This is a genomic window from Streptomyces sp. NPDC005438 (assembly GCF_040606315.1).
Lineage (GTDB): Bacteria > Actinomycetota > Actinomycetes > Streptomycetales > Streptomycetaceae > Streptomyces.
The window spans coordinates 184,896-210,845 of sequence record NZ_JBEXEP010000006.1; the positions used below are offsets into that span (position 1 = coordinate 184,896).

The window sequence follows — 25,950 nt, forward strand, 5'->3', positions numbered from 1 at the left end:
GTACCCGGCGACCGTGATCACCGGGCGGCCGTGGTCGCCGGGCGCGGGCACCCGGGAGTGATCCCGGTGGCGCCGGTACGAGGCTGGTTCCGCCGGTGCGGGCACGCCAGCCCGTACCGGCGGCGCGTCAGGCGGGCGAGGGGTCCCCCACCGGGGTGGCCGGATCCGGTCGCAGTACGGTCCTGGCGCGCAGGGCCTCGTACGGCGAGTGCTCGCGCCAGTCGGCCAGCAGCTGGTGGAAGGCGACGGCACCGTGCGGGTAGGCCGTCGGGCCGTTGGGGCGGCCCCGCCCTTCGCGGTTGTAGTAGCCGGGGGTGCACTCGGCGTGGAACCACTCGTGGTCGGGCGCGCCCTCGGCCAACAGGGCCATCCAGGCGTCCTCCGCCTCGGACGAGGGCTCGACGAGGGCGTTGGTGGCTTCGGCCGCCGCGACGAGGGCGGCGATGTGGACCGCCTGCTCGTCCAGGACGTGGGTGAAGTTGACGCTGCTGGCGTTCTGGAGGCTGCCCATCTGGAGGAGGTTCGGGAAGCCCCGGCTGGTGAAGCCGTGCAGGGTTCGTGGGCCCTGGTCCGCCCAGAGGCGTTGGAGGGCGACGCCGCCACGGCCGTGGACGGGGATTCGGCCGGAGTGGACGCCGGAGGCGCCGACGAAGAATCCGGTGGCGAAGATCAGGCAGTCGATCTCCAGGACCCGGTCGCCGACCACGACACCGTTCCGGGTGACACGTTCGATGCCGTGGGTGTCCGCGGTGTCCACCAGGGTGACGTTGGCGCGGTTGAACGCCGCGTAGTACGTGTCCGAGAAGGTGGGGCGCTTGCAGGCGTACCGGTACCAGGGCTTGAGCTTCTCCGCCAACCCGGGGTCGTGGACGCTCCGTTCCACGCGGGCGCGCAGCTCGTTCATCTTGACGGCGTCGGCCACCTCGTAGGCGGCCTCGAAGGTGTCGCGGTCGCCCCGGCGGCGGAAGCTCGGCAGCAGCTTCTCCAGCAGGCCGGCCGAGGCGGTCCACTGGTCAGCCACCAGGTCCCGGGGCTCCGGTTCGCCGGAGACGATGCGCAGGTAGTTCTCGCGGCGTTCGCGGGCCCAGCCCTCGTGGTCGGCGCCGACGTCGCACGGGCTGGTGCGGCGGTTGCCGCGTTCGTCGACGGTGGAGGGAGTGCGCTGGAAGACGTACAGGTGCCCGGCGTCCTCGGCCAGTTTCGGGATGACCTGGACCCCGGTGGCGCCGGTGCCCACGACGCCGACCCGCTTGTCCGCGAGACCGGTCATGCCGCCCTGCGGGGTTCCGCCGGTGTAGGCGTAGTCCCAGCGGGAGGTGTGGAAGGTGTGGCCCCGGAAGGTCTCGATGCCGGGTATGCCGGGCAGCTTCGGGTGGGTGAGGGTGCCGGTGGCGGTGACGACGTAGGTGGCCCGGACGGTGTCGCCACGGTCGGTGGAGACGGTCCAGGTCTCGCTTTCCTCGTCCCAGTCGAGCGAGGTCACCTCGGTGGAGAACAGCGCGTCGGAGGAGAGCCGGAACCGCTCGGCGATCCGCACCGCGTGACGGCGGATCTCCTCCCCCGGCGCGTACTTCCACTCGGGTACGTAGCCGGTCTCGTCGAGCAGGGGCAGGTAGACGTGTGACTCGATGTCGCAGTGGACACCCGGGTAGCGGTTCCAGTACCAGGTGCCGCCGAAGTCGCCGCCCGTCTCGATGATCCGTACGCGTTCCACGCCCCGTTGCCGCAGTCGCGCCCCGGCGAGGATGCCGCCGAACCCGCCGCCGACCACGACCACGTCGACGGTGTCCCGCACGGCCGGGCGCTCGGTCGGCTCGGTGTACGGGTCGGCGGCGTAGTAGCCGAACTCGGCCTCGGCGCCCTGGTACTGGCTGGCGCCGTCCGGGCGCATCCGGCGTTCGCGTTCGGCGCGGTACCGCCTCCTCAACTCGGCGAGTTCCTCGGGGGTGGGGGGCTGAGGGAACGTCATGGAGGGCCTCTGTCCTACCGGTTGGCGCTGTGGACGAGCGGTGCGGGCGTTACCGTAACAACTACCGGACACCACTGTCCGGTTGGGCGTCGGTGAGCCACCACTTCCGGCCACCGCGCGCTCCCCCTCGGGGCGACGTGATCCACCCGGCCGCGCGCCCACCCACGACCAGGAAGAGTGAACTCCCATGCGACGACACCCGGTTCGCGCCCTCGCCGTCCTCGGGGCGCTGAGCGCGGTGGTCCTGACCGGATGCGGTACCGAGACGGCCACCCCCGGCGACCGGGCCGCCACCGACCCGGACCGCACCCTGCGCGCGCGCCAGGTCATGCGGCTGACCACGCCCCACCAGGAGACCGGGATGACCCTGCTGGAGGGGCCGGTGTTCGACCGACGGGGGCACCTGGTGGTCGTCGACGTCACCGCGCCCGAGGGCGAGCCCAAGGTGATACGGGTCAACGTCGAGGACAGGACGTCCCGGCCCCTGTCCTCCAGCGGCGACGCCGCCTACACCTCGGCGCAGTTCAGCCCCCACGACGGCCGGCTCTACCTCACCGACTTCGCACACGGCGAGATCGTCAGCATGGCGCCGGACGGCGGCGACCGACGTACCTTCTTCTCCGGTCCGGTGGACGGCGCCAGGATGAACCCGGACGACCTCGCCTTCGACCGGAAGGGCAACCTCTACCTCAGCGACTCCCGTGGCCTCAGCGAGGGCAAGGCGCACGGGAGGGTGGTGCGGATCAGCCGGGACGGCGACGACGCCACGGTGCTGGCGGGCGGGTTGGCCGCGCCCAACGGCATCTCCTTCGACACCGGCTACCGTGGCCTGTGGTTCAGCGAACTGACCCGGAACCGCGTCTCCTACCTGCGCCTGGACGGCAAGGGCCGGGTCACCTCCCGACACATCGCCCTCCGTATCAACGCCGGCATCGCGCAGACCGACTCGATCGCGGTGGACGCGGACGGCAACCTGTACCAGGGGCTGCACGGCCGGCCGGCGATGGCGGTGTACGACCAGCACGGTGAGCGCCGGGCGACCGTCGAACTCCCCCGAGGGAGCAAGGGGTTGGAGTCGGCGACGAACGTGGCCATCACCCCCGGCGGCACCAGGGCGTACCTGACCGTCAGCGGCCCCGCCGGCGGCTACCTCTACACCTTCGACGCCCTCGCCAAGGGCGTACGGCAGTCCAACGGCGGCTGAACCCGGGCCCGTTCACCCCTCGAAGGGTCGTACCGGCCCCACCTCGACCCCCAACAGCCGCCAGGCGTCCCGCGCCCGGCGCTCCCGCTCCTCACGGGTGGGGCCGGTGACGGTGGCGGAGACCATGGCCACCGCCAGTTCCAGGTCCTTGGCGTTCAGCCGGTGGTCCGCCGGCAGGTGCGCGCGCAGGCTGTGCTGGACCCGCTCGGACAGGGCCGACGCGTGCGCCCCCAGCCCCGAGCGGCCGGCCACCTGGTCGACGTGCAGCAGCCCGATGAACGCCGCCGACTCCGCCAGGTGCCAGGTCAGCACCCCCAGCAGCCCGGCGAACGTGGCGGACTCGGCCGCCGCGGCCTGCTCGACCTGCCGCACGTTCTCCTCCAACACCGCCTCCACCAGGGCCGTACGGTCGGGGAAGTGCCGGTACAGCACGCCCTGCCCGACCCGGGCCCGGCGAGCGATCACGGACAGCGGCGCCGTCAGCCCCTGCTCGGCGAACACCTCCCGGGCGGCGGCGATCACAGCGGCCCGGTTACGGGCGGCGACCTTCCGCCCCTGGTTCGCGGGGCGCCGCACCTCGGCCCCGGGCTGCTCCGTCACCCCGGCAGGGTATCCCCCGCCCAGGGGGACGGGGGGCGCCACCGTCGGGCCCGCCCGTCCGACGCCCGGGGCCGAGGCTGGCCACGGGTGTGGAGGTCGGGAGCGGGTGGGCGTCCGTACCCCGGGGCCGCAGGGCATTCCCGAACCCCCGCGGCCCCCGCACCTCGTCACCGACCACCGCGCCCCACCTGCCGGTGGGCCGCTCCCCTTCGGGGCGTGACGCGCGTGGACGCGCCGACGGCGCACGGCCCGGTCACGGCACTCCGAGAACACGCACCTGTCGGACCCGCCGGGACCCGTCGCCCGCGAAGTCCTCCCCGGCTCCGGGGCGGTGGACGTCCGGGGGCGCGCCCTCCTCGTCGTCCGGTCAGGGATCGAGGCCGAGGAGCCGGGCCTCGCTCCGTGGTCCCTCAGCGGTCCAGCTCGCGGAGGTACTTGCCGAACTTCTCCAGACCGTCGATGTTCCGCGGGCCGCTGATGCCCTCGTTGTAGTTCAGAACGAAGAAGTTGCCCTTCTTCACGGCGGGCAGCTCCCTGGTCTTCGGTGACTTCCTGAGGAACTCGATCTTCTTGCTGGCGGGCTTGTCGCCGTAGTCGAGAATGATGACGACCTCGGGCTCGCTCTTGGTGACGCTTTCCCAACTCACCTGTGTCCAGCGTTCGTCGAGGTCGGAGAACACGTTCTTTCCGCCGGCCTTCTGGATGATGTCGTGGGGTGGGACCTGGTTTCCGGCGGTGAAGGGCTGGTCGGTGCCGGAGTCGTAGAGGAAGACCGGTACGGGACTCCCCTCGGGGGCCTTCGCGGTCACGGCCTTCTCGCGCCGTTCGAGTTCGCCGACGACCTTCTTCGCCTTCTCCTCCACCCGGAAGATCTTCCCGAGCCGTCGCAGGTCGGTGTGGAGCGCTTCGAAGGGCGCCTTCTTCTCCGGGTACTTCGGGTAGTTGTAGCAACTCTCGGTGTGCAGGAAACTCTGGATCTTCAACTTGTCGAGGATCTCCGGCGTGATGCCACGCTGGTCGCTGAAACCGGAGTTCCAGCCGGCCACCACGAGGTCCGCCTTGGCGTCCACGACGATCTCCTTGTTGAGCAGGTCGTCGCTGAGCTTCTTCACCTTGGCGTACTCCGACGCCCACGGCGACTGGCTCACCGGCGGGTTGGCCGGGGGCATCACGTAACCGTGGACGTGCTTGGTCAGTCCGAGGCTGAACAGCTTGTCGGCGCTGCCCCCCTCGTAGGCGACGGTGCGCCGGGGGGTGGTGTACTCGACCGGCTCGCCGCACCGGTCGACGGTGGTCCTCTCCGCGCTCTTGCCGTCGCTGGCGACGTCCGCTCCGCAGCCGCTCAGCAGAAGTGCGGCGACGGCGGTCGAACCGACCACGGCGCGCCTTCGTACGCGACCCAGCCGTGCGGAACTCGGTGGCCTGGTGGAGGTCATGGGGTGTCGCTCCCGTTCGGTGATGGAGGGGTGAGGGAATACAGCAGCTGCGGATCGCCGGTCAGCGGGTGGCGGACGACCGTGGTGCGCACCCCGAAGACCTCGTGCACCAGTTCCGGGGTGAGGACGCTCTCGGGGCTCCCGGTGGCGACCAGGTGCCCCTCGGACAGCACGCCGAGCTGGTCGCAGGCCGCCGCCGCGAGGTTGAGGTCGTGGAGCACGACCAGGGTGGTGAGGCCGGTGTGGCGCAGCAGTGACAGCAGTTCCACCTGGTGCCGTACGTCGAGGTGGTTGGTCGGCTCGTCCAGGACCAGGATCCGGGGTTCCTGGACGAGGGCCCTGGCCACCAGGACGCGTTGCCGTTCGCCCCCGGAGAGCGTCAGCACTCCGCGTCCGGCCAGGTGGCCGATGTCGACCTGTTCCATGGCCCGTTCGCAGAGTTGACGTTCCCGGGCGCCGAGGAGCTGGTTGCCCCGGAGGTGGGGGGTGCGCCCCAGTGCGACGACCTCCTCCACGGTGAAGTCGAGGTCGATCTCTCCGTCCTGGGTGAGGGCGGCGACGAGTTGGGCGCTGCGGCGCATACTCAGTGCCGTGAGTTCCTCCGCGCCGATCCGTACGGTGCCCGAGCTGGGGCGCAGGGCGCGGTAGACGCACTTGAGAGCGGTGGACTTGCCGCTGCCGTTGGGGCCGATGAGGCCCACGCACCGTCCGTCCGGCACGTGCAGGGACAGCTCGCGCAGCAGCTTCCTGCCATCGGTGACGACGGAGAGCCGGTCGAGGGTGAGGTCCATGTCAACGGCCTCCGAACATGTAGGCCCGACGGCGCATCAGGGTCACGAACACCGGTACGCCGACCAGTGCGGTGATGACCCCCAGCGGCAGCTCGCGGGGGGCGACGAGGGTCCGGGCGACCAGGTCCACCCACACCATGAAGACCGCGCCGACCAGCGGGCTGACCACCAGGACACGTGCGTGAGTCGACCCCACGACCATGCGGACCAGGTGCGGCATCACCAGGCCGACGAAGCTGATGGCACCGCTCACGGCGACCATGGCACCGGTCACGAGCGAGACCAGGACGAGCAGCCCCTTGCGGTGGCGGTCGGGGTCGACGCCGAGGCTCGCCGCCGTCTCGTCGCCGAGCGCCATCACGTCCAGGGCGCGGCCACAGCGGGTGAGGACGACCACGCCGCCCACCACCGCTAGGGCGACGACGGGGAGGGAGCCCCAGGTGGCGGCGCCGAAGCTGCCCATCGTCCAGTACAGGACCGTACTGGTGGCCTCACTGCTGGGGACCAGATAGATGATCACGCTCATCACGGCCTGGAAGCCGAGTGCCATGGCGACGCCGGTGAGGATGAGGCGCAGCGGTGACATCCCGCCCCGGCTGGCGGAGGCGGCGTACACCAGGGCGGATGCGGCCAGCGCCCCCAGGAAGGCCCCGGCGGACACGGCGTGGAGGCCCAGTCCGGCGAGCCCTCCGGTGACGGTGACGCTGACGGCGCCGACGGAGGCTCCCGAGGAGACCCCCAGGACGTACGGGTCGGCCAGCGCGTTGCGCACCATGGCCTGGATGGCGACGCCTATGGCGCTCAACCCCGCCCCGACCAGGGCGGCCAGCAGCACGCGCGGGGTGCGGATCTCCCAGATGATCTGGTACGTCGTCGCCTCGCTCGCCGCGATCCGTCCCCCGCTGAGGGCGGCCCACAGGTACCGGGCGGTGTCGCCGGGCGTGACCACCGCGGCCCCGAAGCCGATCGCCACCACCACGGACAGCAGGAGGAGGACGAACAGGCCGACGCAGAGCGGGACCAGGCGTCCGCGTGAGGCGCGGGGCCGGGAGTCGCGCTCGGGTGGAGCCTTCCCGGTGCTCCCCCGGGGTGGACGGGAGTCACGGCCCACCGTCGACTCGGTGGGTACTGACCGCATACGTGGTCCTGCCTTTCCGGGGTGGTCGTTCTGGGCCTGCGTCAGGTCGGAGGGCCCGGGGGTTCCGGGTACGGCGCTCCCGCGCGCGCCGAGGCTCGACGGGCTCCGCCACGCGGAGCCGCGCGGGGGACGCGACCGCCGGTGGGGAGGCGGACTCCCTCGCTGCTGGGGGACCACCTCGGCGAGGTCGTCTGCCGGTGGCGTGGCCGTTCCGGGACGAGGGGCGTGGGCCGTTCGCCCTCGCGGGGGACGGCCCGGGAGCGCGGGTCACGAGGTCGTGGGCGGGCCGGGAGGTTCCGCCTCGTCGCCCTCGTCTCGGCCGTGGTGGCCGTCCGTCAGACGCGCGAGGGGCAGCGCGGCGCCCAGTGCCGCCAGGGTGAGGGCGCCGAAGACCAGCGCGACGCCCGGATAACCGGCCAGGCCCAGGCCCAGGCCGCCGAGGGAGGCGCCCAGGAAGACGCCGAGGCTCATTCCCGCCGCGTTGAGGCTCAGCGCGGATCCGCGAAGCGGACCGCAACGCCGTACCAGCAGGCTCACCGCGCAGGCGGCGACGACCGCGTGGCTCGCCGCGTGCAGTGCGGTGAGGCCGAGGGCCAGCGGAAGCCAGTGGGTGAAGTAGAAGCCGACGACGGACACCAGCGCGGTGACGAGCCCGAGTACCAGCAGGTTCTCGGTACGTACCCGGGGTCGGGCGGAGTTGGTGAGCCGTCCGGTCAGCAGGTTGCTCACGAAGAACGAGGCACCGCTGAGCGTCCAGACCAGGGAGAACAGCCCGGGGTCGAGGTCGAAGCGGCTGTCGTAGGAGGCGGCCAGGTAGGCCAGGTACCCCATGAAGACGGCCGTGCGCAGCAGGGAGATCAGCAGCAGCGGAACGGCTCCCGGCACCGAGGCGAGGGCCTTGAAGGAGGCGAGGTAGCTCAACTTCCCACCGCTGGCGGTCGGTTCCTCCGCAGCGGAACGGCCACGCCTGGACAGCAGGACCGCCGCCAGCAGCAGGCAGACGACCGTGACCGCGAGGAGGTCGCCCTCCCACCCCCAGAACAGCGCGGGCAGCGCGATCACGGGTGCCGCCAGCATGGCCGTCATCGACTGCGTGGCGGTGACCAGCGTCGCCGCCCGGCTGGCCGCCTTGCCGGTACCGAACCGGTCGGCCGCCGCCGCGGTCAGGGCCGGGTTGAGTACGGCGGTGCCGGCCCCGACGAGGAGGCAGAACGTCACCAGGAGGACGTACCGGCCGCTGGCCCCCAGGGCGGAGGAGACCGCCAGCGCTCCCAGGCCGGCGGCGGCGGCCCACTCCTTGGGGAAGCGGTCGATCAGCGGTGCCAGTGCCGCGCCCACCAGCAGAGCGGCGAGGCCCCCGAGTCCCCGGAGTCCGCCCATCGCCGCGACGCTGCTTCCCGACTCGTCGGCGATGGGCACCAGGTAGGTGCTGAAGATGGTGAAGGGCAGCAGGCCGACGGCGGAGGCCAGCAGGATCGGCCAGAGGGTACGGGTCATCCGCAGGTCGCTCGGCATCCGCTCCCCGGTTCCCTGGTCCTCGTGGCTCCTCGGCGGGGTGGTGGGGCCGGCGCTCACGACGCCTCCTCGAGCTCGGGCGCCAGGTTGTCGGCCCGGTAGCGGTACAGCACGGTCGCGTCCGCGCTGAACTGCGAGAAGGGGAAGGCCTCCGCCGACAGGGCGGTGACGCCGCTGGGCAGGAAGGCGCGGGCGACGGCGCTGCCGGTCTGGGCGTAGACCACGAGCGGGACCGCGTGCTGCCGGCAGTGCTCCAGGATGAGGTCGAAGGTGCCGTTGCTGAGCGTCATCCCGGTGGCCACCACGGCGTCAGCCCGCTCCAGCACCTTGGTCATGTCGTCCGAGACCGGCTCGCCCCACTGTGTGGTGCGGAGGTTGAAGTCGCACGGCAGACAGGTTCCGCCCCGCTGCCTTATCGCCTCGACCAGGGGGTTCACCACTCCGATGAGGGCGACCCGGGCACCGGGCGCGAGGTCGAGGAGTCCGGCGATGGCCGCGTCCCGCGCTCGTGCCCGCGTCTCCGGGCTTCCGGTGGGGAGGGTCACCCGCTCCGCCTCGGCGGCTTCCCGGTGCGGCCGTACGCGGGAGAGGTAGGCGTCCAACGCGGCGATCCGTACCGGGGAGTTGTCGCTGCGGAGAAGGGTTTCCAGGGTGTGCCCGGAGGCGTTCTCGCAGAAGTCGGGGCTCAGTTCGCCCGCCTCGAAGGAACAGGCTCCGAACCCGTCTCCCACCCGCAGCAGGAGGTAGTGGTTGTGGTAGGTGACCTCGCCGTTCGCCAGCCGCGTCGTGTGGTAGAGCCAGAAGGCGCTGGTGACCGTCAGGTCCCTCGGATCGGGTCCGTAGGCCCCCTTCCGTACTCCCTCGATCAGTTCCGCGACGTTGTGCGGCTTGGGGTGTGGCATTCTCGGTTCTCTCGTCTGGGGGTGGATGGACGCTCTTCTTCGGGCGGCAGGTCGCGTACGGGGGGCCGCTCGGGGTGGGTCAGGTCAGCCGCTTCGCGGTCTGGGGGAGACGTCCGGCCAGGAGGCCGTCGACCAGGGGGGCTTCAGCTCGTCGAGGGACGTGATCTCCCGGGGGCTCAGGGCTTCGAGGCTCTGGGCCTGTCGGTGCTGGGCGTAGGCCTCGACGTAGCGGTGGCCGGTGTCGGCCGCGACGAAGACGTGGGTGCGGGAGGTGTTCTCGCGCCGTTGCCAGTGGGTGGCCAGATAGGCGGCGCCGGAGGACAGGCCGGCGAATATCCCGGTGGCGCGCAGGAGTTCGACGGACCCGGACAGGGCGCAGGCGAAGTTCATCCAGTGGATCCGGTCGTACAGCTCGTGCCGGACGTTCTCGAACGGGATGGCGCTTCCGATGCCCGCGATGATCATGTCGGGGTCCGGTACCTTCTCCGACCCGAAGGTCACGCTGCCGAAGGGCTGGACGCCCACCAACGACACGTCCCGGCCGGCCTCCTGGAGGTAGGTGGCGAGGGCGCCGGTCGAGGCGCCGGAGCCGACGCCGCCGACCAGGGAGACGCCGCCCGGGGGCAGCTCCCGGTCCAGGGCTTCGGCGACCTCGCGGTAGCCGTGGTAGTGGATGCCGTCGTGGTACTGCCTCATCCAGTGGTAGGACGGGTTCTCCCGGAGGATCTCGGTGAGTCGGCGCACCCGTAGTTCCTGGTCGAGGCGGAGGTCGTTGGACGGCTCGACCTGCTCCAGGGTGACGCCGAGGATCTCCAGCTGGAGGCGGAGCGTACGGTCCACCGTGGTGGAGCCCACGATGTGGCACCGGAGGCCGTGGCGGTGGCAGGCGAGCGCGAGTGCCTGCGCGTAGATTCCGCTGGAACTGTCGACGAGGGTGTCACCGGGCTTCACCGCGCCGGAGTCGAGCAGGTGACGGACCGCCCCCAGCGCCGAGTAGATCTTCATGGTCTCGAAACGCAGGCAGACCAGATCCGGCTGGAGGCGGACCAGGGCGGGCCGCTTCATCACTTCCGCTATGTGTGCGTACATCGCGGCCCGTCAGATCGCCACGGCGCGACGCAACCGGAAGAGGAAGGTCTGCACGTCGTCGGTGTCCCAGGTCTGGTGGTGGATCACCCGGGGCAGAAAGCCGGACTCGATGGCGTGGGCGACGATGTCCCGGAGTTCGGAGGTGTTGGAGACGACGAGGTAGACCTCCCCGTCCTCCGCCAACAGGTCTCTCAGGACGACCTGTTCGAAGAACCGGCGCACGATGCCGCTTCCCACGCACACGTTCCGTACGACGGCCGGGTCCTCGCTCACCGTCTCCCGCACGGCGGGCGGGTTGAAGGTCACGAGGTCGAACCGCGCACCGTCGGGCACCCTGGCGAACAGGTCCGAGACCCACGGGCGGAAGACGGTGCCGGGGCGGTCGCCCACCAGGCGCGCGTAGGCCTCCGTCGTCGCCCGTACGCTCTCCGGGTCGACGTCGATCGCGTGGACCTCCTTCGCCCCGCGCAGCCCGGCGGCGACCGCCTCGACCCCCAGGCCGGAGCCCATCGCGGCGTACGAACGGCCGGCGACCGGGATGGTCCCGTCCAGCAGCCGGTCGTGGATCATCCGGCTCGTCTCTCCCGGGAGGAAGACGCCGGGTGGGGCCTCGAACGACCAGTCCCGGTAGGTGTAGGCGCGTGGGGTGTGCAGGTCCGCCCCGGGGGTGTTGAGGGCGACGATCTCGCCGGCGGGAAGTGTGGGCGGCAGGCTCTGGCACAGCGCCCACGCCGCGTCCTCCTCCTCGGACGTCGCCGTTCGCGTGCGGTTCCCCTCGCCCATGGCTCCTCCTGCTCGGGTGCTTCCTCTGCGGACACGTCCGGCTGGCCGCGCTGGCACGGGGCATCGCCCACGGAGGGTGAACTCCCTGGCGCTCCGCCCCGGTTCACGCGGGGGTCGCCCAGGTCCTCGCGGCGTACGACCGCTGTACCCGGGCGACTGCCCTGCGTGAGCGAGCATTGATCAGATGGAAATGATTGTCAAGAGCGAAAGTATCCGCGACCCGACCCCCCGACCACCCCGCGCGCGGACGGAGTCGACTTGCCGCGCACGCTCTCGATAGATTAAAACGATCACCAGTTTCATCCAGCGTTCGTCGAGCCCGCCCCACAGCGCCGCCCGACCGTCAACCAGCCCTCCCCCCGGGCGAGTTGGGCCCCTCGGCCCGCACCCGCGCCTCGCCGACTCCGCGTACGACTCCTGACGACGCCACGGAACCCGCGCCACGCTCCGCCCCGTCACGCCGTTCACGCCGGACCCCACGCACTTGGCGCGCACCCGTGGAACCACGCGGCGGCATCCCGGACGGAAGCAACGACGAGAGAAGGAGAAGCAACGTGCAACGCCCCCACGACGGGACGACGCGTACCGGCCTGGTCGGTACGGGAACGGCCTTCGGCACCTTCGGCGAACTGCTCCAGGGCACCCTGCCGGGCGGTGACGGCGACTTCCTGGTCACCCTGCCGGTCGCGCGGTGGAGCATGGCGACCTTCCGACAGGACCCGGACGCCCAGGGGATCGCCGTACGGCCGGCGCACAAGAGGAAGGCCCTGCGATTAGCGCGGCTGATCGCCGCCGAGGAGCACCGCCCGGTCCGAGGCACCCTGACCGTCAGCAGCGTGATCCCCGAGGGGAAGGGACTGGCCAGTTCGTCGGCGGACCTGGTCGCCACCGCCCGAGCGGTGGCGAAGGCCCTCGGCACCCCCATGCCACCCCGAAGGATCGAGCGGCTGTTGGGGCGGATCGAACCGACGGACGGCGTGCTGTACCCGGGAATCGTCGCGTTCCACCACCGTGCGGTCCGACTCCGGGCGGTCCTGGGCTCCCTTCCGCCGATGACCGTGGTGGGCATCGACGAGGGCGGTTCGGTGGACACCGTCGCCTTCAACCGCGTCCCCAGGTCCTTCTCCACGGCGGAGGGTCACGCGTACGCGCACCTGTTGGACAGGCTCAGCCACGCCGTCTCCCGTCACGACCTGGCGGAGGTCGGACGGGTCGCGACCCGGAGCGCGCTGATGAACCAGTCGCGCCGCCACAAGCCGTCACTGGAGCCCCTGATGGAGATCTGCCGCGAGGTCGGCGGACTCGGGGTGGTGGTCGGACACAGCGGCACCATGCTCGGCGTACTCCTGGACTCGCGGGACCCCTCCTGCACCCGCAGGGCCACCGAGGCGGCCTCGGCCTGCGCCACGCTGCACGGCGGCGTCGCCGTCTACCGGACACTCAGCTTCCCCGACCTACGCCTCCCCACGGCCCGGCCCCTGCTGCCCGCCTGACGAGAAGCCGGGCCCCTGACCGAGGGGCTCCCCCTCCCGGCGGGAGGACGCTCCCTCGCTGTTGTTCGGGGCCGGAACTCCACGTTCTCCAGGGCGAGTTGACTCCTCCCACCGTACGGCCGCCCCCTGGGGCGAACCACCGGTCACGGGCCCCTGGGACGTGGACGGTTCCCGGGTCCGCCGGTGTGACGGGCGCCCACCGTCCTCCCCCGAAACCTGCGAAATCTTATGCGAAGTAGATGGATTGAGTGAATCTCAGGACGTAAGGAGCAAGTGGCACTGCTAGCTTCTGGGACGCAAGATCACGGACCCGAGTGCCGTGACGACAGGGTGAACCGAAGGGCTCGTGGTGGCTGAAGCGCCGAAGGACAACGAAGCGACGGACATGACCCGCAGGGCCGTGCTGCGCGGTACGGCGGGACTGACGGCGGGTGCCGTGTCCGCGGCGGCGCTGGCGGGCGAGGCGACAGCCGCGTCCAGGCGGGACGCGGCGACCACCATCGCGGCGGCCGAGCGGCTGGCGGCGAACCAGGACCCGTATCTGCGGCGCAAGCAACTGTGGATGTTCGAGGTGCTGGACGACGACGGCGACGGCGCCGTCACCCCCGCCGACACGATGCGGTTCGCGCACCGGCTGGCCCGGCTGACCGGCCACGCCGAGGACTCCCCCCGGGCGCGGCAGTTGGTGGCGACGGTGGACCGGATCTGGCACGCGCTGGTGGTCAAGCCCGCGTGGGTGGAGGACCCCAAGCGGCTGGACGCGGAGCAGTTCGTGACCGTGATGGCCAACAGTGTGGCGGAGACCCCGGACAAGACCCTGCAGTACATCGGGGTGGTGACCAACCTGGCCTTCGCGATGTCGGACACCGACAACGACGGGCGGGTCGACAGGGACGAGGCGATCCGCCTCGTCACCGAGGTGTTGCGGGTGCGCCGGCGTCAGGCCGAGTACGCGTGGACGGTGCTCGACGCCAACGGGGACGGCTACCTCGGCTACTCCGAGATGCTCACGGCCGTCACCGACTTCATCATCAGCACCGACCCGCAGGCCCCGGGCAACCGGGCGCTCGGACGTGTCTGACGCGGTGTCAGGGATGGCGGGGACGCTCGGCGACGCGGACCTGGTCCCACTCGCCCAGCGGGTGACCAGGCCCGTACACCTGGTGCCCCACGAGCGGGACGGCACGCTGGGGCTCTCGGAGGTGCCGGCGCCCACGAGCGTCGGCACCCTGCCGGCCCTGTACCCGGAGTGGCTGGGTGAGAGGTCCTTCACCGAAGCGCACGGCGTCCGGTTCCCCTATGTCGCCGGCGAGATGGCCGGCGGCATCGCGGGGGTGGCCCTCGTGGAGGCGATGGCGCGAGCGGAGATGCTGGCGTTCTTCGGGGCGGCCGGGCTCGAACCGGGGCGGCTGGACCGGGAACTGGCACGGTTACGGACCTCCCTCGCCGGGCGGCGCAACTGGGGTGTCAACCTGATCCACCACCCACAGGACCCGGCGCTGGAGGACGAGGTCGCCCTACGCCTGCTACGGGCCGGGGTGCCGAAGGTGTCGCTGTCGGCGTTCATGGACATCACGCCCGCGGTGGTGCGCTGCGCGGCCTCCGGGCTGCGGACCGACCCGACGGGCCGCGTCGTACGGGACAGGGCCGTGTTCGCCAAGGTGTCGCGGCCCGAGACGGCGGAGCTGTTCCTGTCCCCGCCCCCGGCCGACCTGGTGCGCCGGCTGGTGGAGCGCGGTGAACTCACCGTCGAGGAAGGGCACCTGGCGGCCCGGGTGCCGGTGGCCGACGACATCACCGTCGAGGCGGACAGCGGTGGGCACACCGACAACCGCCCCCTGGTGGCGGTGCTGCCCGCCGTACTCACCCTGGCCCGCCGGAGCGGCCGGGGGGTACGGGTGGGCGCGGCGGGCGGGCTCGGCGATCCGGCCTCGGTGGCGGCGGCGTTCGCCCTCGGGGCGGCGTACGTGGTGACGGGGTCGGTGAACCAGATGGCGGTCGAGGCGGCCGTCAGCGACGAGGCCAAGGCCATGCTCGCCCGGGCCGGGGTGGCGGACGTGGCGATGGCGCCGGCGGGCGACATGTTCGAGCTGGGGGCCCGGGTCCAGGTGCTGCGTCGGGGAACGATGTTCGCCGCCCGAGCGGCCCGGCTGCACCAGCTGTACACCACCCACCCGTCGCTGGAGTCCCTCCCGGAGACGACCAGGCGAACGTTGGAGCACGAGGTGTTCGGCCGGCCGCTGGACGAGGTGGAGAAGCTGACCGAGGAGTACTGGTCACGGCGCCGCCCGGCGGAGGTCACGCGGGCGCGGGAGGACCCCAGGCACCGGATGGCCCTGACCTTCCGTTGGTACCTCGGCATGGCGGCGGCCTGGGCCACCGAGGGCGAGGCGTCCCGGCGCGGCGACTACCAGCTGTGGTGCGGCCCCGCAGCCGGAGCCTTCAACACCTGGGTCGCCGGCAGCTTCCTGGCCGACCCCGCCCGGCGCACCGTCACCCAGATCGCCCGCAACCTGCTCCAGGGAGCGGCGGTGGTGACCCGGGCGCACCAGCTGCGCACCCTCGGTGTCCGTCTTCCGGCCGAGGCCTTCGCCTTCCGGCCCCGCCCCCTGAGCTGAGGAACCGCAGATGCGCCCAGACCCCCGGATCGACCACCGGATCGCGATCGTCGGCGTCAGCGCGATCATGCCCGGCGCCCCGGACGTGGACGCCTTCTGGCGCAACGTCGTCGAGGGCCGCGACCTGATGACCGACGTACCGGCCGACCGCTGGCTGATCGAGGACTTCTACGACCCCGACCCGGCCGCGCCGGACAAGACCTACGCCCGACGCGGGGCGTTCCTGCCCGAGGTCGAGTTCGACCCCATGGCGCTTGGTGTGCCGCCGCGCAACCTGCCCTCCACCGACACCGCCCAGCTGCTGGCCCTGGTCGCCGCCGAACGGTTGCTGACCGGCCTGGCCGGCGCCGGCCTCGGTGAGGTCGACGGCGAGCGGGTCGGGGTGTTCCTCGGCTGCGCCTCCCTGCAACTGCTCGGAGAGATGGCGGGTCGGGCCGGGCGACCGCACTGGCGCCGGGCGATGCTGGACAGCGGACTGTCCGAGGCGGACGCGGAGGCCGTCTGCGACCGGATCACCTCCTACTCGGCGCCGTGGCAGGAGGCGACGTTCCCCGGCCTGCTGAGCAACGTGGTCGCGGGTCGCATCGCCAACCGCTTCGACCTGCGCGGCGCCAACTTCACGGTGGACGCGGCCTGCGCGAGTTCGCTGGCCGCCCTGTCGGTCGCGGTCGACGACCTGCTGCTGGGCCGCTCCGACCTGGTGGTCACCGGCGGGGTGGACACCCTCAACGACCCGGTGACCTTCCAGTGCTTCAGCAAGACCCCGGCCCTCTCCCCCACCGGTGACTGCCGACCGTTCGACGCACAGGCCGACGGCACGATGCTGGGCGAGGGCGTCGCGCTGTTCGCCCTGAAGCGGCTCGACGACGCGGAACGGGACGGCGACCGGGTGCACGCCCTGATCCGGGGTGTCGGCTCCTCCTCGGACGGTGGCGGCACCTCGGTGTACGCGCCCCTGGACAGTGGGCAGGCGCGGGCCCTGCGCCGGGCGTACGCGTCCGCCGGGTACGGCCCGGAGACGGTCGGCCTGGTCGAGGCGCACGGCACGGGCACCGCCGCCGGTGACGCCGCCGAACTCTCCGCCCTGCGCTCGGTGTTCGAAGGGAGCGGCCGGACCGACCGCCAGTGGTGCGCGCTCGGGTCCGTCAAGTCGCAGATCGGGCACACCAAGGCCGCCGCCGGTGCCGCCGGTCTGCTGAAGGCCACCCTGGCGCTGTCCCACCGGGTACTGCCACCGACCATCAAGGTCGAGCGGCCGAACCCCGCGCTGGAGTTGACGGACAGTCCCTTCCACCTCAACACCCGGACCCGGCCGTGGATCCACTCGGCCGACCACCCCCGGCGGGCCTCGGTCTCCAGCTTCGGCTTCGGCGGCTCGAACTTCCACGTCGCGCTGGAGGAGTACGTCTCCACCCGCCCCTCGCCGCGCTGCGACGCCCGCCCGGTCGAACTGGTGGTGCTGTCGGCCGCCACGCCCGGGGAACTCCTCGCACACGACCTGTCGGGCGACCTGACCACGGTCGCGCGGCGCGGCCAGGAGTCCTTCCGCGCCAGCCACCCGTACCGGCTGGCGGTCACCGCCTCGTCCCCCGAGGACCTGTCAGCCAAGGTGGAGCAGGTGCGCGGCCTGGTGGGAGCCGAACCCTTCTCGACGCCGTCGGGCGTGCACTACGGCGTGGGACGCCCCCCGGGCCGTGTCGCCTTCCTCTTCCCCGGGCAGGGCGCGCAGTACGTCGGCATGGGTGCCGAACTGGCCACGCACTTCCCGGCGGCCCACGCGGTGTGGGACCGGCGGGAGGTGTCCCGACTCGTCTTCCCGCCACCGGCGTTCACCGACGCCGAGCGGCGGGACCAGCAGGGGGCGCTGACCGACACCGCCGCCGCGCAACCTGCCGTCGCCGCGCACAGCCTGGCCCTCCTGGCCGTGCTGGAGCGGGTGGGGGTGCGCCCGGACTGCGTGGCCGGGCACAGCCTCGGCGAACTGGTGGCCCTGCACGCGGCACGGGCGTACGACGAGGACACCCTGATGCGGTTGGCCGCCCGCCGGGGCGAGTTGATGCGTACCGCCTCCGGGGTCATGATCGCCTTGGAGGCGGACGCCGACCAGGTGACCCGGCTGCTCGCCGGCCCCGACCTCGACGGGGCCTGGATCGCCAACCACAACGGCCCGCGTCAGGTGGTGGTGGCCGCCACCACCGAAGCGGGCGGGCGGGTGTGCGAGCGGGCTGCCGAGGCCGGGATCACGGCACGGCCGCTGGACACCTCGGCCGCCTTCCACAGCCCTCTGGTCGCCTCGGCGGTCGAGCCCCTGCGGCGGTACCTGTCCGAACTGACCGTCCACGCGCCCCTGTTGGACGTGTACGCGAACGCCACCGGGCGGGTCCATCCGGTGGCGCCGGACGCGATCCGGCGGGCGCTCGCCGACCACCTGGCCGCACCGGTCCGGTTCGACGCCGTGGTCCGGGCGATGCGCGCCGACGGGGTGCGGGTGTTCCTTGAGGTGGGCCCCGGCGGTGCCCTGACGAGTCTGGTCGGGCAGATCCTGGACGACGTCCACGCGGTCGCCCTCGACCGGGCGGGGCACCACGGGGTGACCGGGCTGATGGACGCGCTGGGCCGGCTGTGCGCCCTGGGCGTACCGCTGGACCTCACGGCGCTGTGGCCCGGCCCCGGCGGGCCGGAGCCGGTACGGCCGGCGATGCCGGTACGGATCAGCGGCGGCAACCTCGGCAGGCGCTACCCCCCGGGCGAGGAGACTGCGGCGTTCCCGCCGGCACCGGTCCTCACCTCCCCACCAGCCACCGACTCCCCCGGCCCTGCCGCGAGCGGTGACACCCTGCTCGCGGTCGCGCGCGCCCAGCAGGAGATCGCCCGCGCGCACGCGGCCTATCTGAGTCTGGCCGAGAAGTCGGTGGACGCCCTGAGAGCGCTGGAGGGCGCACCCAGCTCCCTCCCCCAGCCGGCACCCGGCACCGCGCCACTCCAACCCGCCGTTCCTTCGCCCGCTCTCCCGGACGTGCCGCCGACGCCCGCCGTGGAGCCGGTCCCTCCACCCGTCGCGCCGCGCGGCACCGACGAGTTGGAGACCGTGGTGCTGGCCGCCGTGGCGGAGAAGACCGGCTACCCGGTGGAGATCCTGGCGCCGCACATGGAGTTGGAGGCCGACCTCGGCCTGGACTCGATCACCCGCACCCAGGTGCTCGCGGCGCTGCGCCCGGAGTTCCCCCAGCTCGAAGCCGTGGAACGGGCCCAGCTCGCCCCGCTGCTGACGTTGCGTACGGTCGGGGAGGTGGCCGAGCGGCTACGCGCCCTGTTGGACGCCCCCGCGCCGTCCCCCGCCGCCCCGTCGACAGCCGCCCCGGACCGGACGGTCCGCCGCCACGTACCGGCCCTGCGGCGTACGCCCGCGTCGGGCACACCCCCACGGGGCCTGGGGCCCCTGGTGGTCACCGACGACGGCGCGGGGGTCGCCGAGGAGGTCGTCCGGCTGCTCGGTGAACGCGGCGTCCACGCGCAGGTCACCGCCACCGACGAGGTGGCCTTGGCCGAGGCGACCGGCCTGCTGTACCTGGGCGGACTAGCCGAAGTCGACTCCGTCGACGAGGCGTTGGCGATCCAGCGGGACGCCTTCCGGGCCGCGCGGGCTCTGGCCCCCCGGCTGCGTACCGAGGGCGGGGTCTTCGTCACGGTGCAGGACACCGGTGGCGGGTTCGGCCTCCGGGACGCGCGGCGCCCCTGGCTCGGCGGCCTGGCCGCGCTGGCCCGCACCGTCCGCTGGGAGTGGCCGTCAGCCTCGGTGAAGGCCGTCGACTGCCGTCGCGGGGACCGGACGGCGACCGAGGTCGCCGCCGCCCTGGTCGACGAACTCCTGGGCGGAGGGCCGGAGGTGGACGTCGCGCTGGACGCGGACGGTACGCGCTGGACCCTGGACCTCGCCGAGGGCCCGGCCCCGGTGCCCGGTCCACGTACCGCCGAGGGCTTCGGGCCCGACCCGGTGATCGTGGTCTCGGGCGGGGCCGGTGCCGTCACCTCGGCGGCACTGCGGGAGTTCGGCTCCCGTCACCCGACCCGCTTCGTCCTGCTGGGCCGTGGTCCCGCCCGCGGGGTGGAAGGCCTCGACCGGGCCCACTACCTGCGCGTCGACGTACGGGACGAGGGGGCCGTACGGACCGCCCTCGCCGAGGTCCGACAGCGGTGGGGGCCGATCACGGGTGTGGTGCACGCGGCCGGCGTACTGGCCGACCAGCGGGTGGAGGACAAGACCGAGGAACAGTTCGACGCGGTGTTCGGCACCAAGGTCGAGGGACTACGGGCGCTGCTGGCCGCGACCCGTGAGGACCCGCTGAAACTGCTGTGCGTGTTCTCCTCGGTCGTCGCCGCGACGGGCAACGCCGGGCAGTGCGACTACGCGATGGCCAACGAGACCCTCCACCACGTGCTCGCCGCCGAGCGGAGCGCCCGCCCCGAGGCGGTGGTCCGCTCCCTGCTGTGGGGCCCCTGGGAGGGCGGCATGGTCACCCCCGAGCTGGCCGAGGTGTTCCGGTTCGGCGGGGTCGACCTCATCCCGCTCCCGGTCGGGGCACGCTCCTTCGCCGAGGAGCTGACCTCGACGGCGGAGAGGCCTCAGGTGCTGCTCACCGCCGGCCGGGCGCTGGCGCGGCTGCGGGAGGTGGCCCGTGGATGACCTGAACGACGCCGAGGTCATGCCCCGTCCCCCACGGACGCACCAGCCGGCCGTCCCCGCTCCCCTGGCCCCAACTCCGGCTCCGGCTCCGGCTCCGGTGGACGCGGCGTCCCTGATCCTGGAGCAGCTGCAGCGGGCGGGCGAGCTGCACCAACGGTTCCTCGCCGCCCAGGCCGGGGCGGGCCCGGGCACCCCGAGCCCGGCACCGGCGCGTACCGCGTCCACGGTCGTGGACCCCCACGGCTGGTATCTGGACCGGGCGGGTCGGATGACGGCCGGGACCGTGCTGCACCAGGTGCTGGAGCTGTGGCCGCACCAGGACGGGGTACTCGACGCCGCGCTCACCTTCACCGGCGAACTCCCCGCGCCCGGCGAGAGGTTGGCGAGTTCGCTGACCGTCACCGGGCCGACGGTACGGGGCACCGTCGACGGGCGGCTGTCCCTGCGCGGCGACCTGGTGGACGCACTGGACCAGCGGCCACCGGCCGAGCGGTCGGGCGAGACGTTCGGCGCCGAGGCGGTCGCCGCCTTCGCCGAGGGCCGGCCGGCCGACTGCTTCCCCGGCCCCGCCTGGACGGTGGCGCACAGTCATGTCCGCAGCCCCGGCCTGGGGACACGTCGCACCCTGCTGCTGCGCGAGGTCACCGGGTTCACCCCCGAGGGCGGACTTACCGCGACCGGGCGTGCGCTCCCCCCTGTCTGGCGGGCCCCCGCCGCGCTGTTCGAAGGCTGCTGTCAGGCCCTGGCCTTCCAGCTCACGGCGACCGGCGGCACGGCGACCCGTGACGGTTGGCGGTTCGAACCGCTGCCTCGGGAGACCGTCCGCCTGCGGTGCGTCCTCAACCCGCCGGCCGGCACCCCCCGTTACCACCTGTCGGTCCGGTCGCTCACCGACACGTCCGTCCAGGCGGACGTGGTCGGTACGGTCGGGGACCGGGTGGTGCTGCGGGTCGAGGGGCTCGCGCTGCGTCTGGTACCGGACACGCCCCTGGCCCACTGGCGCCTCCTCGGGCCGCCCGCCGTCCAGCACACCGGCGATCCGGTGCCGTACGGCGTCCTCGCCGGTCTGCGGGGCCACGACGATCCGGCCGCCGTGACCGTGGACGGTGTCCGGTACGACCACGCGACCCTGCTCGCCACCGCGTGGGGGTCGTTGGCCGAGGCCTTCCCCGGGGCGAGCGACGACGGGTTCCGGCTGCCGGGGCCTCCGTACCTGTTCGTCACCAGGCTGACCGAGGTGTCCGCCACCCGGGGCGCGCCCCGTACCGGGTCCCGTCTGGTCGCCGAGTACGAGGTGCCCGAGCGGGTGTGGTTCCGCGAGCAGAGCGGGACGGTGCCGGTCGCCGTACTGCTGGAGGCCGCGCTCCAGCCCTGCGGCCTCCTCGCCGCCTTCCTCACCGACGGGGACGCCAACCGACAGCTGCGGATCCGCAATCTCGACGGCCGGCTGACCACGGTCCGCCAAGTGCCCCCGGGCGTACGGTCGTTGCGCACCTCCGTCGAACTCGTCGCGTCGGACCGCTGGGACGGCACGGTGCTGGAGACGTTCCAGCTGTACTGCGAGGCCGACGGCGCACCCGTACTGGAGGGCACCACGGTCTTCGCCCTGACCCCCGGAACCGAGCTGGGTGACCAGATGGGCCTACCGGTCACGCCGGAGGACCGCGCCCGTCTGGCCCGTCCCTGTGACCTCCCGGTCATCGACCTGAGGGCTCGGCCCGCGCGGTACTTCGGGCACTCCGCCCGCCTGCCGGGCCCGATGCTGCTGGTGCTCGACCGGATCACCGGCTACTGGCCCCAGGGCGGCCCCGCCGGCCTGGGATCGGTGCGCGCCGAGTGCGACGTCCGCCCCGACGCCTGGTACTTCAAGGCCCACTTCCTCAACGACCCGGTGCAGCCCGGCTCGCTCGGCATCGAGGCGATGGGCCAGCTGCTGTGCTGGTACCTCGTCGAACGCGGGGTCGGCGACGGCTTCCGGTTCGAGCCCGTCGTACCGGACACCTGGACCTACCGTGGCCAGGTCGTCCCCACCGACACCCTCGTCACCGTCGAACTCGACGTGCGGGAGGTCGAGTTGGGGAAGGACGGCGGGTACGCCGAGGCCGAGACCCGGCTCTGGGTGGACGGCCGCCGGGCCTACCACGTACCCCGCCTGCGGGTACGCGTGGTCCCCGGCGCACCCGAGGCACCGGCCACCGTCGACACCGTGCTCGACCCCCGCGCGGACACCTGGCTGTCGGACCACTGCCCCACCTGGACGGTTCCCGCCTTGCCGCTGATGTCGACCGCCGACCTGCTCGCCCGGGCCGCCGGCGACCAGGCCGGGCGCCCGGTCCGCGTGCTGGGCGACCTGTCGGTGCGACGGTGGCTGCCCGTGACCGGGCCGACCCGGCTGCGGACCACCTGCGAGGAGGGCACGGCCCGGCTCGCGGTCTGGCACGAGGCCGGCCACCTCTCCCGGTACGCGCCGGTGGCCGCCGCCACGGTCGGCTTCGTACCGCCGCCCCGCCCGGCGCGCTTCGCGCCCCTGCCCGACCTGGTCGACGTACCCGACCCGTACGGCAACGCGGACCTCTTCCACGGACGGAGCTTCCAGTACCTCACGGCACTGCGCACCGCTCCCACCGGCTCCAGCGGCGTCCTCGACGCCGGGCGCGGACTGGTGCCGCGCGGCACGCTGCACCAGGGGCTGCTGGACGCCGCGCTGCACGTCATCCCGCACAACGACCTACACCACTGGGACCGGACGATCCGGCCCGGCCGGCTGGCGTTCCCGCACGGGCTCGCCCGGCTCGCGGTGTTCGAGCCCCTGCCGGACCAGGGCGAGGTCGAGGTGGAGGCCCGGTACGCCGGTGCGCTGCCGGACGACCTGGTGGCGGTCGACGTCCAACTGTGCCGGGAGGAGCGGGTGTTGGTCGCCTTCCGCGTCCTCGAGGTGCATGTCGACGCCGGTCCCCTGGCCGGTGTACCGGGCCGCGACCGCCGCGCCTACCTGCGCGACCGCCGGCCCGACCCCCGGCTGCTGCTGACCGGTGCGGACGGGGTGCTGCACCGGCGTGACGTGGAGCGGATCGACGCCCTGCCCGGGACCGCCAACGCGCTCTACGACCTTCCCCCGGACACCCGCGCCACCGACTGGCTGCCGCACATCGCACTCAAGGAACACCTCGCCCGAACCACCGGAGTCCACCCGGGGACCGTCCGGGTCACCGACCTCGACGGCGTGCAGGTGGACGACGACAGCGCCACTGTGAGGACCTCATGATCCTGGTCACCGGAGCGTCCGGCCTGGTCGGCTCCGCACTGCCGCGCACGCTGCACGACACCGTCGCGCTCACCCATCACAAGCCGGTCGCCGGGGAATCGGTTCGCGGGGACGTGACCCGGCCCTGGCTCGGCCTCCACCCGGCCGACTACCGCGACCTGGCCGAGAGGGTGGACGTCGTCGTGCACTGCGCGGCCAACGTCAACTTCTCCGCCACCCCCGCGCACCTGCACCGGGTCAACGTGACCGGTACCGGTCACGTCCTGCGCTTCGTCGAGGACGCGAAGGCCCGCCTGGTGCACGGCTCCACCGCCTTCATCGCCCGCGCCGGCGACGGCACCCCCTTCAGCGCCTACGCCGAGTCCAAGGCCACCGGCGAGACGCTGGTACGGGAGTCCGGGCTGCCCCACTGCGTCGCGCGTATCTCCACGGTGATCGGCGACTCCCGCTCGGGCGAGGTCACCCGGCTCCAGGCCTTCCACTACCTGCTCGGCGTCGCCCTGTCCGGCCAGATGCCCTTCCTGCCCTGCGCGCCGGGCACCCTGGTCGACCTCGTCCCGCGCGACACCGTGGCCGCCGCCCTCGCCGCACTCGCCCGTGACGAGCACGCGCACGGCGAGCACTGGCTCACGGCGGGCCCCGCCGCCCTGCCGATGCAACGGGTCATCGACATCGCCAGCGACGTCTCGGCGGAGCGCGCCCAACGGGACCCGGAACGCCGGGACATCGACCAGAGCGTCTTCCGTACCCGCCTCATCGACCCCGCCGTCGCCGACACGGTCATCAAGGCCGTCCTCGCCCGCGCCTCCAGCACCGCCACCCCCAGCGTCATCCAGCGCGCCGCCGACCTGATGACCGCCTACGACGGCGCGGACCCCTTCCCCACCTCCCTGGGCCGCATTCCCTCCGGCCCACCCGCCCCCACCGCCGAGTCGAACGAGACGGCCCTGCGCCACATGGTCCACCGCCTGGCCGAACTCCCCCTCGACACCTGGGACCTCCCCTGACCGCGACGCGCTGGACGCCCGCCAAGGTCAGGAGGCGGTGGGATCCCGTGGGACGGTCGGTCAGTCCGCCCAACTCGACGAGCCCACCGGCCGTGGCTCCAACCCGCCAGGGGTACGGACGCGGTCGCTCCCACCGGGGGTGCCGGTACGCGTCCGGGCCCGGCTGCGGCCCAACCCCTGGCCGTCCACGTACGGTTCGCCTCCGGGCGGTAGCCGGGAGACGAACCGACGTGGCTCCACCGTGAGACCGTCAGCCCCTCACCCCGGGCCTTCCCGCAGCCGTGGGCGCCGTCGGCCCGGTACTCCTCGTACTCCTCGAAGCCGAACCCGAGGGGGCGGCTTCGGGGCCTGCCGGGGCCGGCCGTCCCTCAGGGCAGGCCGGCCCCGGCAGGTGGAGCATCAGAGACTCCTCCCCACCGATACTGGTCCAGGGTCAGAAGTCCCAGTCGTCGTCGGAGGTCTCCTCGGCCTTGCCCATGACGTAGGAGGAGCCGGAGCCGGAGAAGAAGTCGTGGTTCTCGTCCGCGCCGGGTGACAGCGCGGCGAGGATCTCCGGGTTGACCTCCGTCTCGTCCCCGCCGAAGCGTGCTGGGTAACCGAGGTTCATCAGCGCCTTGTTGGCGTTGTAGCGGACGAAGACGGCCACGTCGTCCATGAGGCCCAGCGGCTCGTACAGCTCGCCCGAGTAGCGCAGCTCCAGCTCGTAGAGCTCCTCCAGCAGGTCGTGGGTGAACGTCCGCATCCGGTCCCGCTCGGTGTCGGTGAGCTTCTCCAGGCCGCGCTGGTACTTGTAGCCGGAGTAGTAGCCGTGCACCGCCTTGTCCCGCAGGATCAGCCGGATCATGTCGGCGGTGTTGGTGAGCAGGGCGTGGGTGGAGAAGTGCAGCGGCAGGTAGAAGCCCGCGTACAGCAGCAGGGAGGACAGCAGGGTCGACGCGACCTTCCGCTTCAGCGGGTCCTCGCCGTAGTAGTGGGTGAGGACGGCCTTGCAGCGCCGCTGGAGCACGTCGTTGTCCACGGCCCAGCGGTAGGCGTCGTCGATCTCCGGGGTGTTGGACAGGGTGGAGAACACCGAGGAGTAGCTGCGGGCGTGGACGGCCTGCATGAAGGCGATGTTGGTGTAGACGGCCTCCTCGTGCTCGGTGCGCGCGTCCTGGATCTGGACGATCTCACCGACGGTGGCCTGCACCGTGTCCAGCATGGTGAGTCCGGTGAACACCCGCATGGTCAGGGTGCGTTCCTCGGGGGTGAGCCGCTGCTGCCAGGCGCCCAGGTCGCCGGAGAGCGGCACTTTCTCGGGCAGCCAGAAGTTGGCGGTGAGCCGGTTCCACACCTCCAGGTCCTTCTCGTCGGTGACCCGGTTCCAGTTGACGGGGCGCAGCCGGGCGGTGGGGTCGTGGCGGTAGGAGGGGGGCGTGACCGACAGGTCGGTCAGTGGTGCGGTGGTCATGGTGGG

The 25,950-nt window shown here is 72.6% G+C and carries 17 protein-coding genes; 7 read left to right on the forward strand and 10 right to left on the reverse strand.

Annotated elements, in window-relative coordinates:
- Positions 1 to 127 precede the first annotated feature (127 nt).
- Positions 128 to 1,969, reverse strand: coding sequence for an NAD(P)/FAD-dependent oxidoreductase (locus ABZT14_RS15045; RefSeq protein ID WP_356301707.1), 1,842 nt, complete (start codon positions 1,967 to 1,969; stop codon positions 128 to 130).
- Between the two features lie 187 nt (positions 1,970 to 2,156).
- Here ABZT14_RS15045 and ABZT14_RS15050 point away from each other — a divergent pair, with 187 nt between their 5' ends.
- The gene (locus tag ABZT14_RS15050) at positions 2,157 to 3,173 is read left to right on the forward strand and encodes an SMP-30/gluconolactonase/LRE family protein (RefSeq protein WP_356301710.1); all 1,017 of its coding nucleotides are present in this window, start codon (positions 2,157 to 2,159) and stop codon (positions 3,171 to 3,173) included.
- Positions 3,174 to 3,185: 12 nt separating this feature from the next.
- Here ABZT14_RS15050 and ABZT14_RS15055 read toward each other — a convergent pair whose 3' ends face one another.
- From ABZT14_RS15055 to ABZT14_RS15090, 8 genes are all read right to left on the reverse strand, one after another.
- Positions 3,186 to 3,773 carry a helix-turn-helix domain-containing protein gene (locus ABZT14_RS15055; RefSeq protein WP_356301712.1) on the reverse strand — a complete coding sequence of 196 codons (588 nt, stop codon included), beginning with the start codon at positions 3,771 to 3,773 and terminating at the stop codon, positions 3,186 to 3,188.
- A gap of 410 nt (positions 3,774 to 4,183) precedes the next feature.
- Positions 4,184 to 5,209, reverse strand: coding sequence for an ABC transporter substrate-binding protein (locus ABZT14_RS15060; protein ID WP_356301715.1), 1,026 nt, complete (start codon positions 5,207 to 5,209; stop codon positions 4,184 to 4,186).
- The gene (locus ABZT14_RS15065) at positions 5,206 to 6,000 is read right to left on the reverse strand and encodes an ABC transporter ATP-binding protein (RefSeq protein WP_356301718.1); all 795 of its coding nucleotides are present in this window, start codon (positions 5,998 to 6,000) and stop codon (positions 5,206 to 5,208) included. The genes ABZT14_RS15060 and ABZT14_RS15065 overlap by 4 nt, the downstream gene beginning before the upstream one ends.
- A 1-nt stretch (position 6,001) precedes the next feature.
- Positions 6,002 to 7,138 (reverse strand): iron ABC transporter permease, encoded by a 1,137-nt coding sequence (locus tag ABZT14_RS15070; protein ID WP_356301721.1) that lies wholly within the window; start codon positions 7,136 to 7,138, stop codon positions 6,002 to 6,004.
- Between the two features lie 267 nt (positions 7,139 to 7,405).
- Positions 7,406 to 8,713 carry an MFS transporter gene (locus ABZT14_RS15075; protein WP_356301724.1) on the reverse strand — a complete coding sequence of 436 codons (1,308 nt, stop codon included), beginning with the start codon at positions 8,711 to 8,713 and terminating at the stop codon, positions 7,406 to 7,408.
- Positions 8,710 to 9,555 carry a DUF364 domain-containing protein gene (locus ABZT14_RS15080; RefSeq protein WP_356301728.1) on the reverse strand — a complete coding sequence of 282 codons (846 nt, stop codon included), beginning with the start codon at positions 9,553 to 9,555 and terminating at the stop codon, positions 8,710 to 8,712. Before ABZT14_RS15080 ends, ABZT14_RS15075 begins: the two co-directional genes overlap by 4 nt.
- An 84-nt stretch (positions 9,556 to 9,639) precedes the next feature.
- Positions 9,640 to 10,644 (reverse strand): pyridoxal-phosphate dependent enzyme, encoded by a 1,005-nt coding sequence (locus ABZT14_RS15085; protein WP_356301731.1) that lies wholly within the window; start codon positions 10,642 to 10,644, stop codon positions 9,640 to 9,642.
- A 9-nt stretch (positions 10,645 to 10,653) separates the two neighbouring features.
- Positions 10,654 to 11,427, reverse strand: a complete 774-nt coding sequence (locus tag ABZT14_RS15090) for a methyltransferase (protein ID WP_356301734.1) — start codon at positions 11,425 to 11,427, stop codon at positions 10,654 to 10,656.
- 554 nt (positions 11,428 to 11,981) lie between these two features.
- Here ABZT14_RS15090 and ABZT14_RS15095 point away from each other — a divergent pair.
- The 6 genes from ABZT14_RS15095 to ABZT14_RS15120 all read left to right on the forward strand — a co-directional run bounded on the left by ABZT14_RS15095 (position 11,982) and on the right by ABZT14_RS15120 (position 24,494).
- Entirely contained in the window at positions 11,982 to 12,920 is a 939-nt protein-coding gene (locus ABZT14_RS15095) for a kinase (protein ID WP_356301736.1), read from the forward strand.
- A 349-nt stretch (positions 12,921 to 13,269) separates the two neighbouring features.
- Complete coding sequence (locus tag ABZT14_RS15100) at positions 13,270 to 14,001, forward strand: hypothetical protein (RefSeq protein ID WP_356301739.1); 732 nt, start codon at positions 13,270 to 13,272, stop codon at positions 13,999 to 14,001.
- Positions 14,002 to 14,014: 13 nt separating this feature from the next.
- The gene (locus ABZT14_RS15105; RefSeq protein WP_356301741.1) at positions 14,015 to 15,538 is read left to right on the forward strand and encodes a PfaD family polyunsaturated fatty acid/polyketide biosynthesis protein; all 1,524 of its coding nucleotides are present in this window, start codon (positions 14,015 to 14,017) and stop codon (positions 15,536 to 15,538) included.
- Between the two features lie 10 nt (positions 15,539 to 15,548).
- Positions 15,549 to 20,222 carry an SDR family oxidoreductase gene (locus ABZT14_RS15110; RefSeq protein WP_356301744.1) on the forward strand — a complete coding sequence of 1,558 codons (4,674 nt, stop codon included), beginning with the start codon at positions 15,549 to 15,551 and terminating at the stop codon, positions 20,220 to 20,222.
- Positions 20,215 to 23,487 carry a hypothetical protein gene (locus tag ABZT14_RS15115; protein ID WP_356301747.1) on the forward strand — a complete coding sequence of 1,091 codons (3,273 nt, stop codon included), beginning with the start codon at positions 20,215 to 20,217 and terminating at the stop codon, positions 23,485 to 23,487. Before ABZT14_RS15110 ends, ABZT14_RS15115 begins: the two co-directional genes overlap by 8 nt.
- A complete protein-coding gene (locus ABZT14_RS15120; protein WP_356301750.1) occupies positions 23,484 to 24,494 on the forward strand; it encodes an SDR family oxidoreductase in 1,011 nt (336 codons plus the stop codon). The genes ABZT14_RS15115 and ABZT14_RS15120 overlap by 4 nt, the downstream gene beginning before the upstream one ends.
- Positions 24,495 to 24,927: 433 nt before the next feature.
- On the opposite strand, the gene nrdF is transcribed toward ABZT14_RS15120, so the two are convergent.
- Entirely contained in the window at positions 24,928 to 25,944 is a 1,017-nt protein-coding gene (nrdF, locus tag ABZT14_RS15125) for a class 1b ribonucleoside-diphosphate reductase subunit beta (RefSeq protein WP_356301753.1), read from the reverse strand.
- Positions 25,945 to 25,950: the final 6 nt, after the last annotated feature.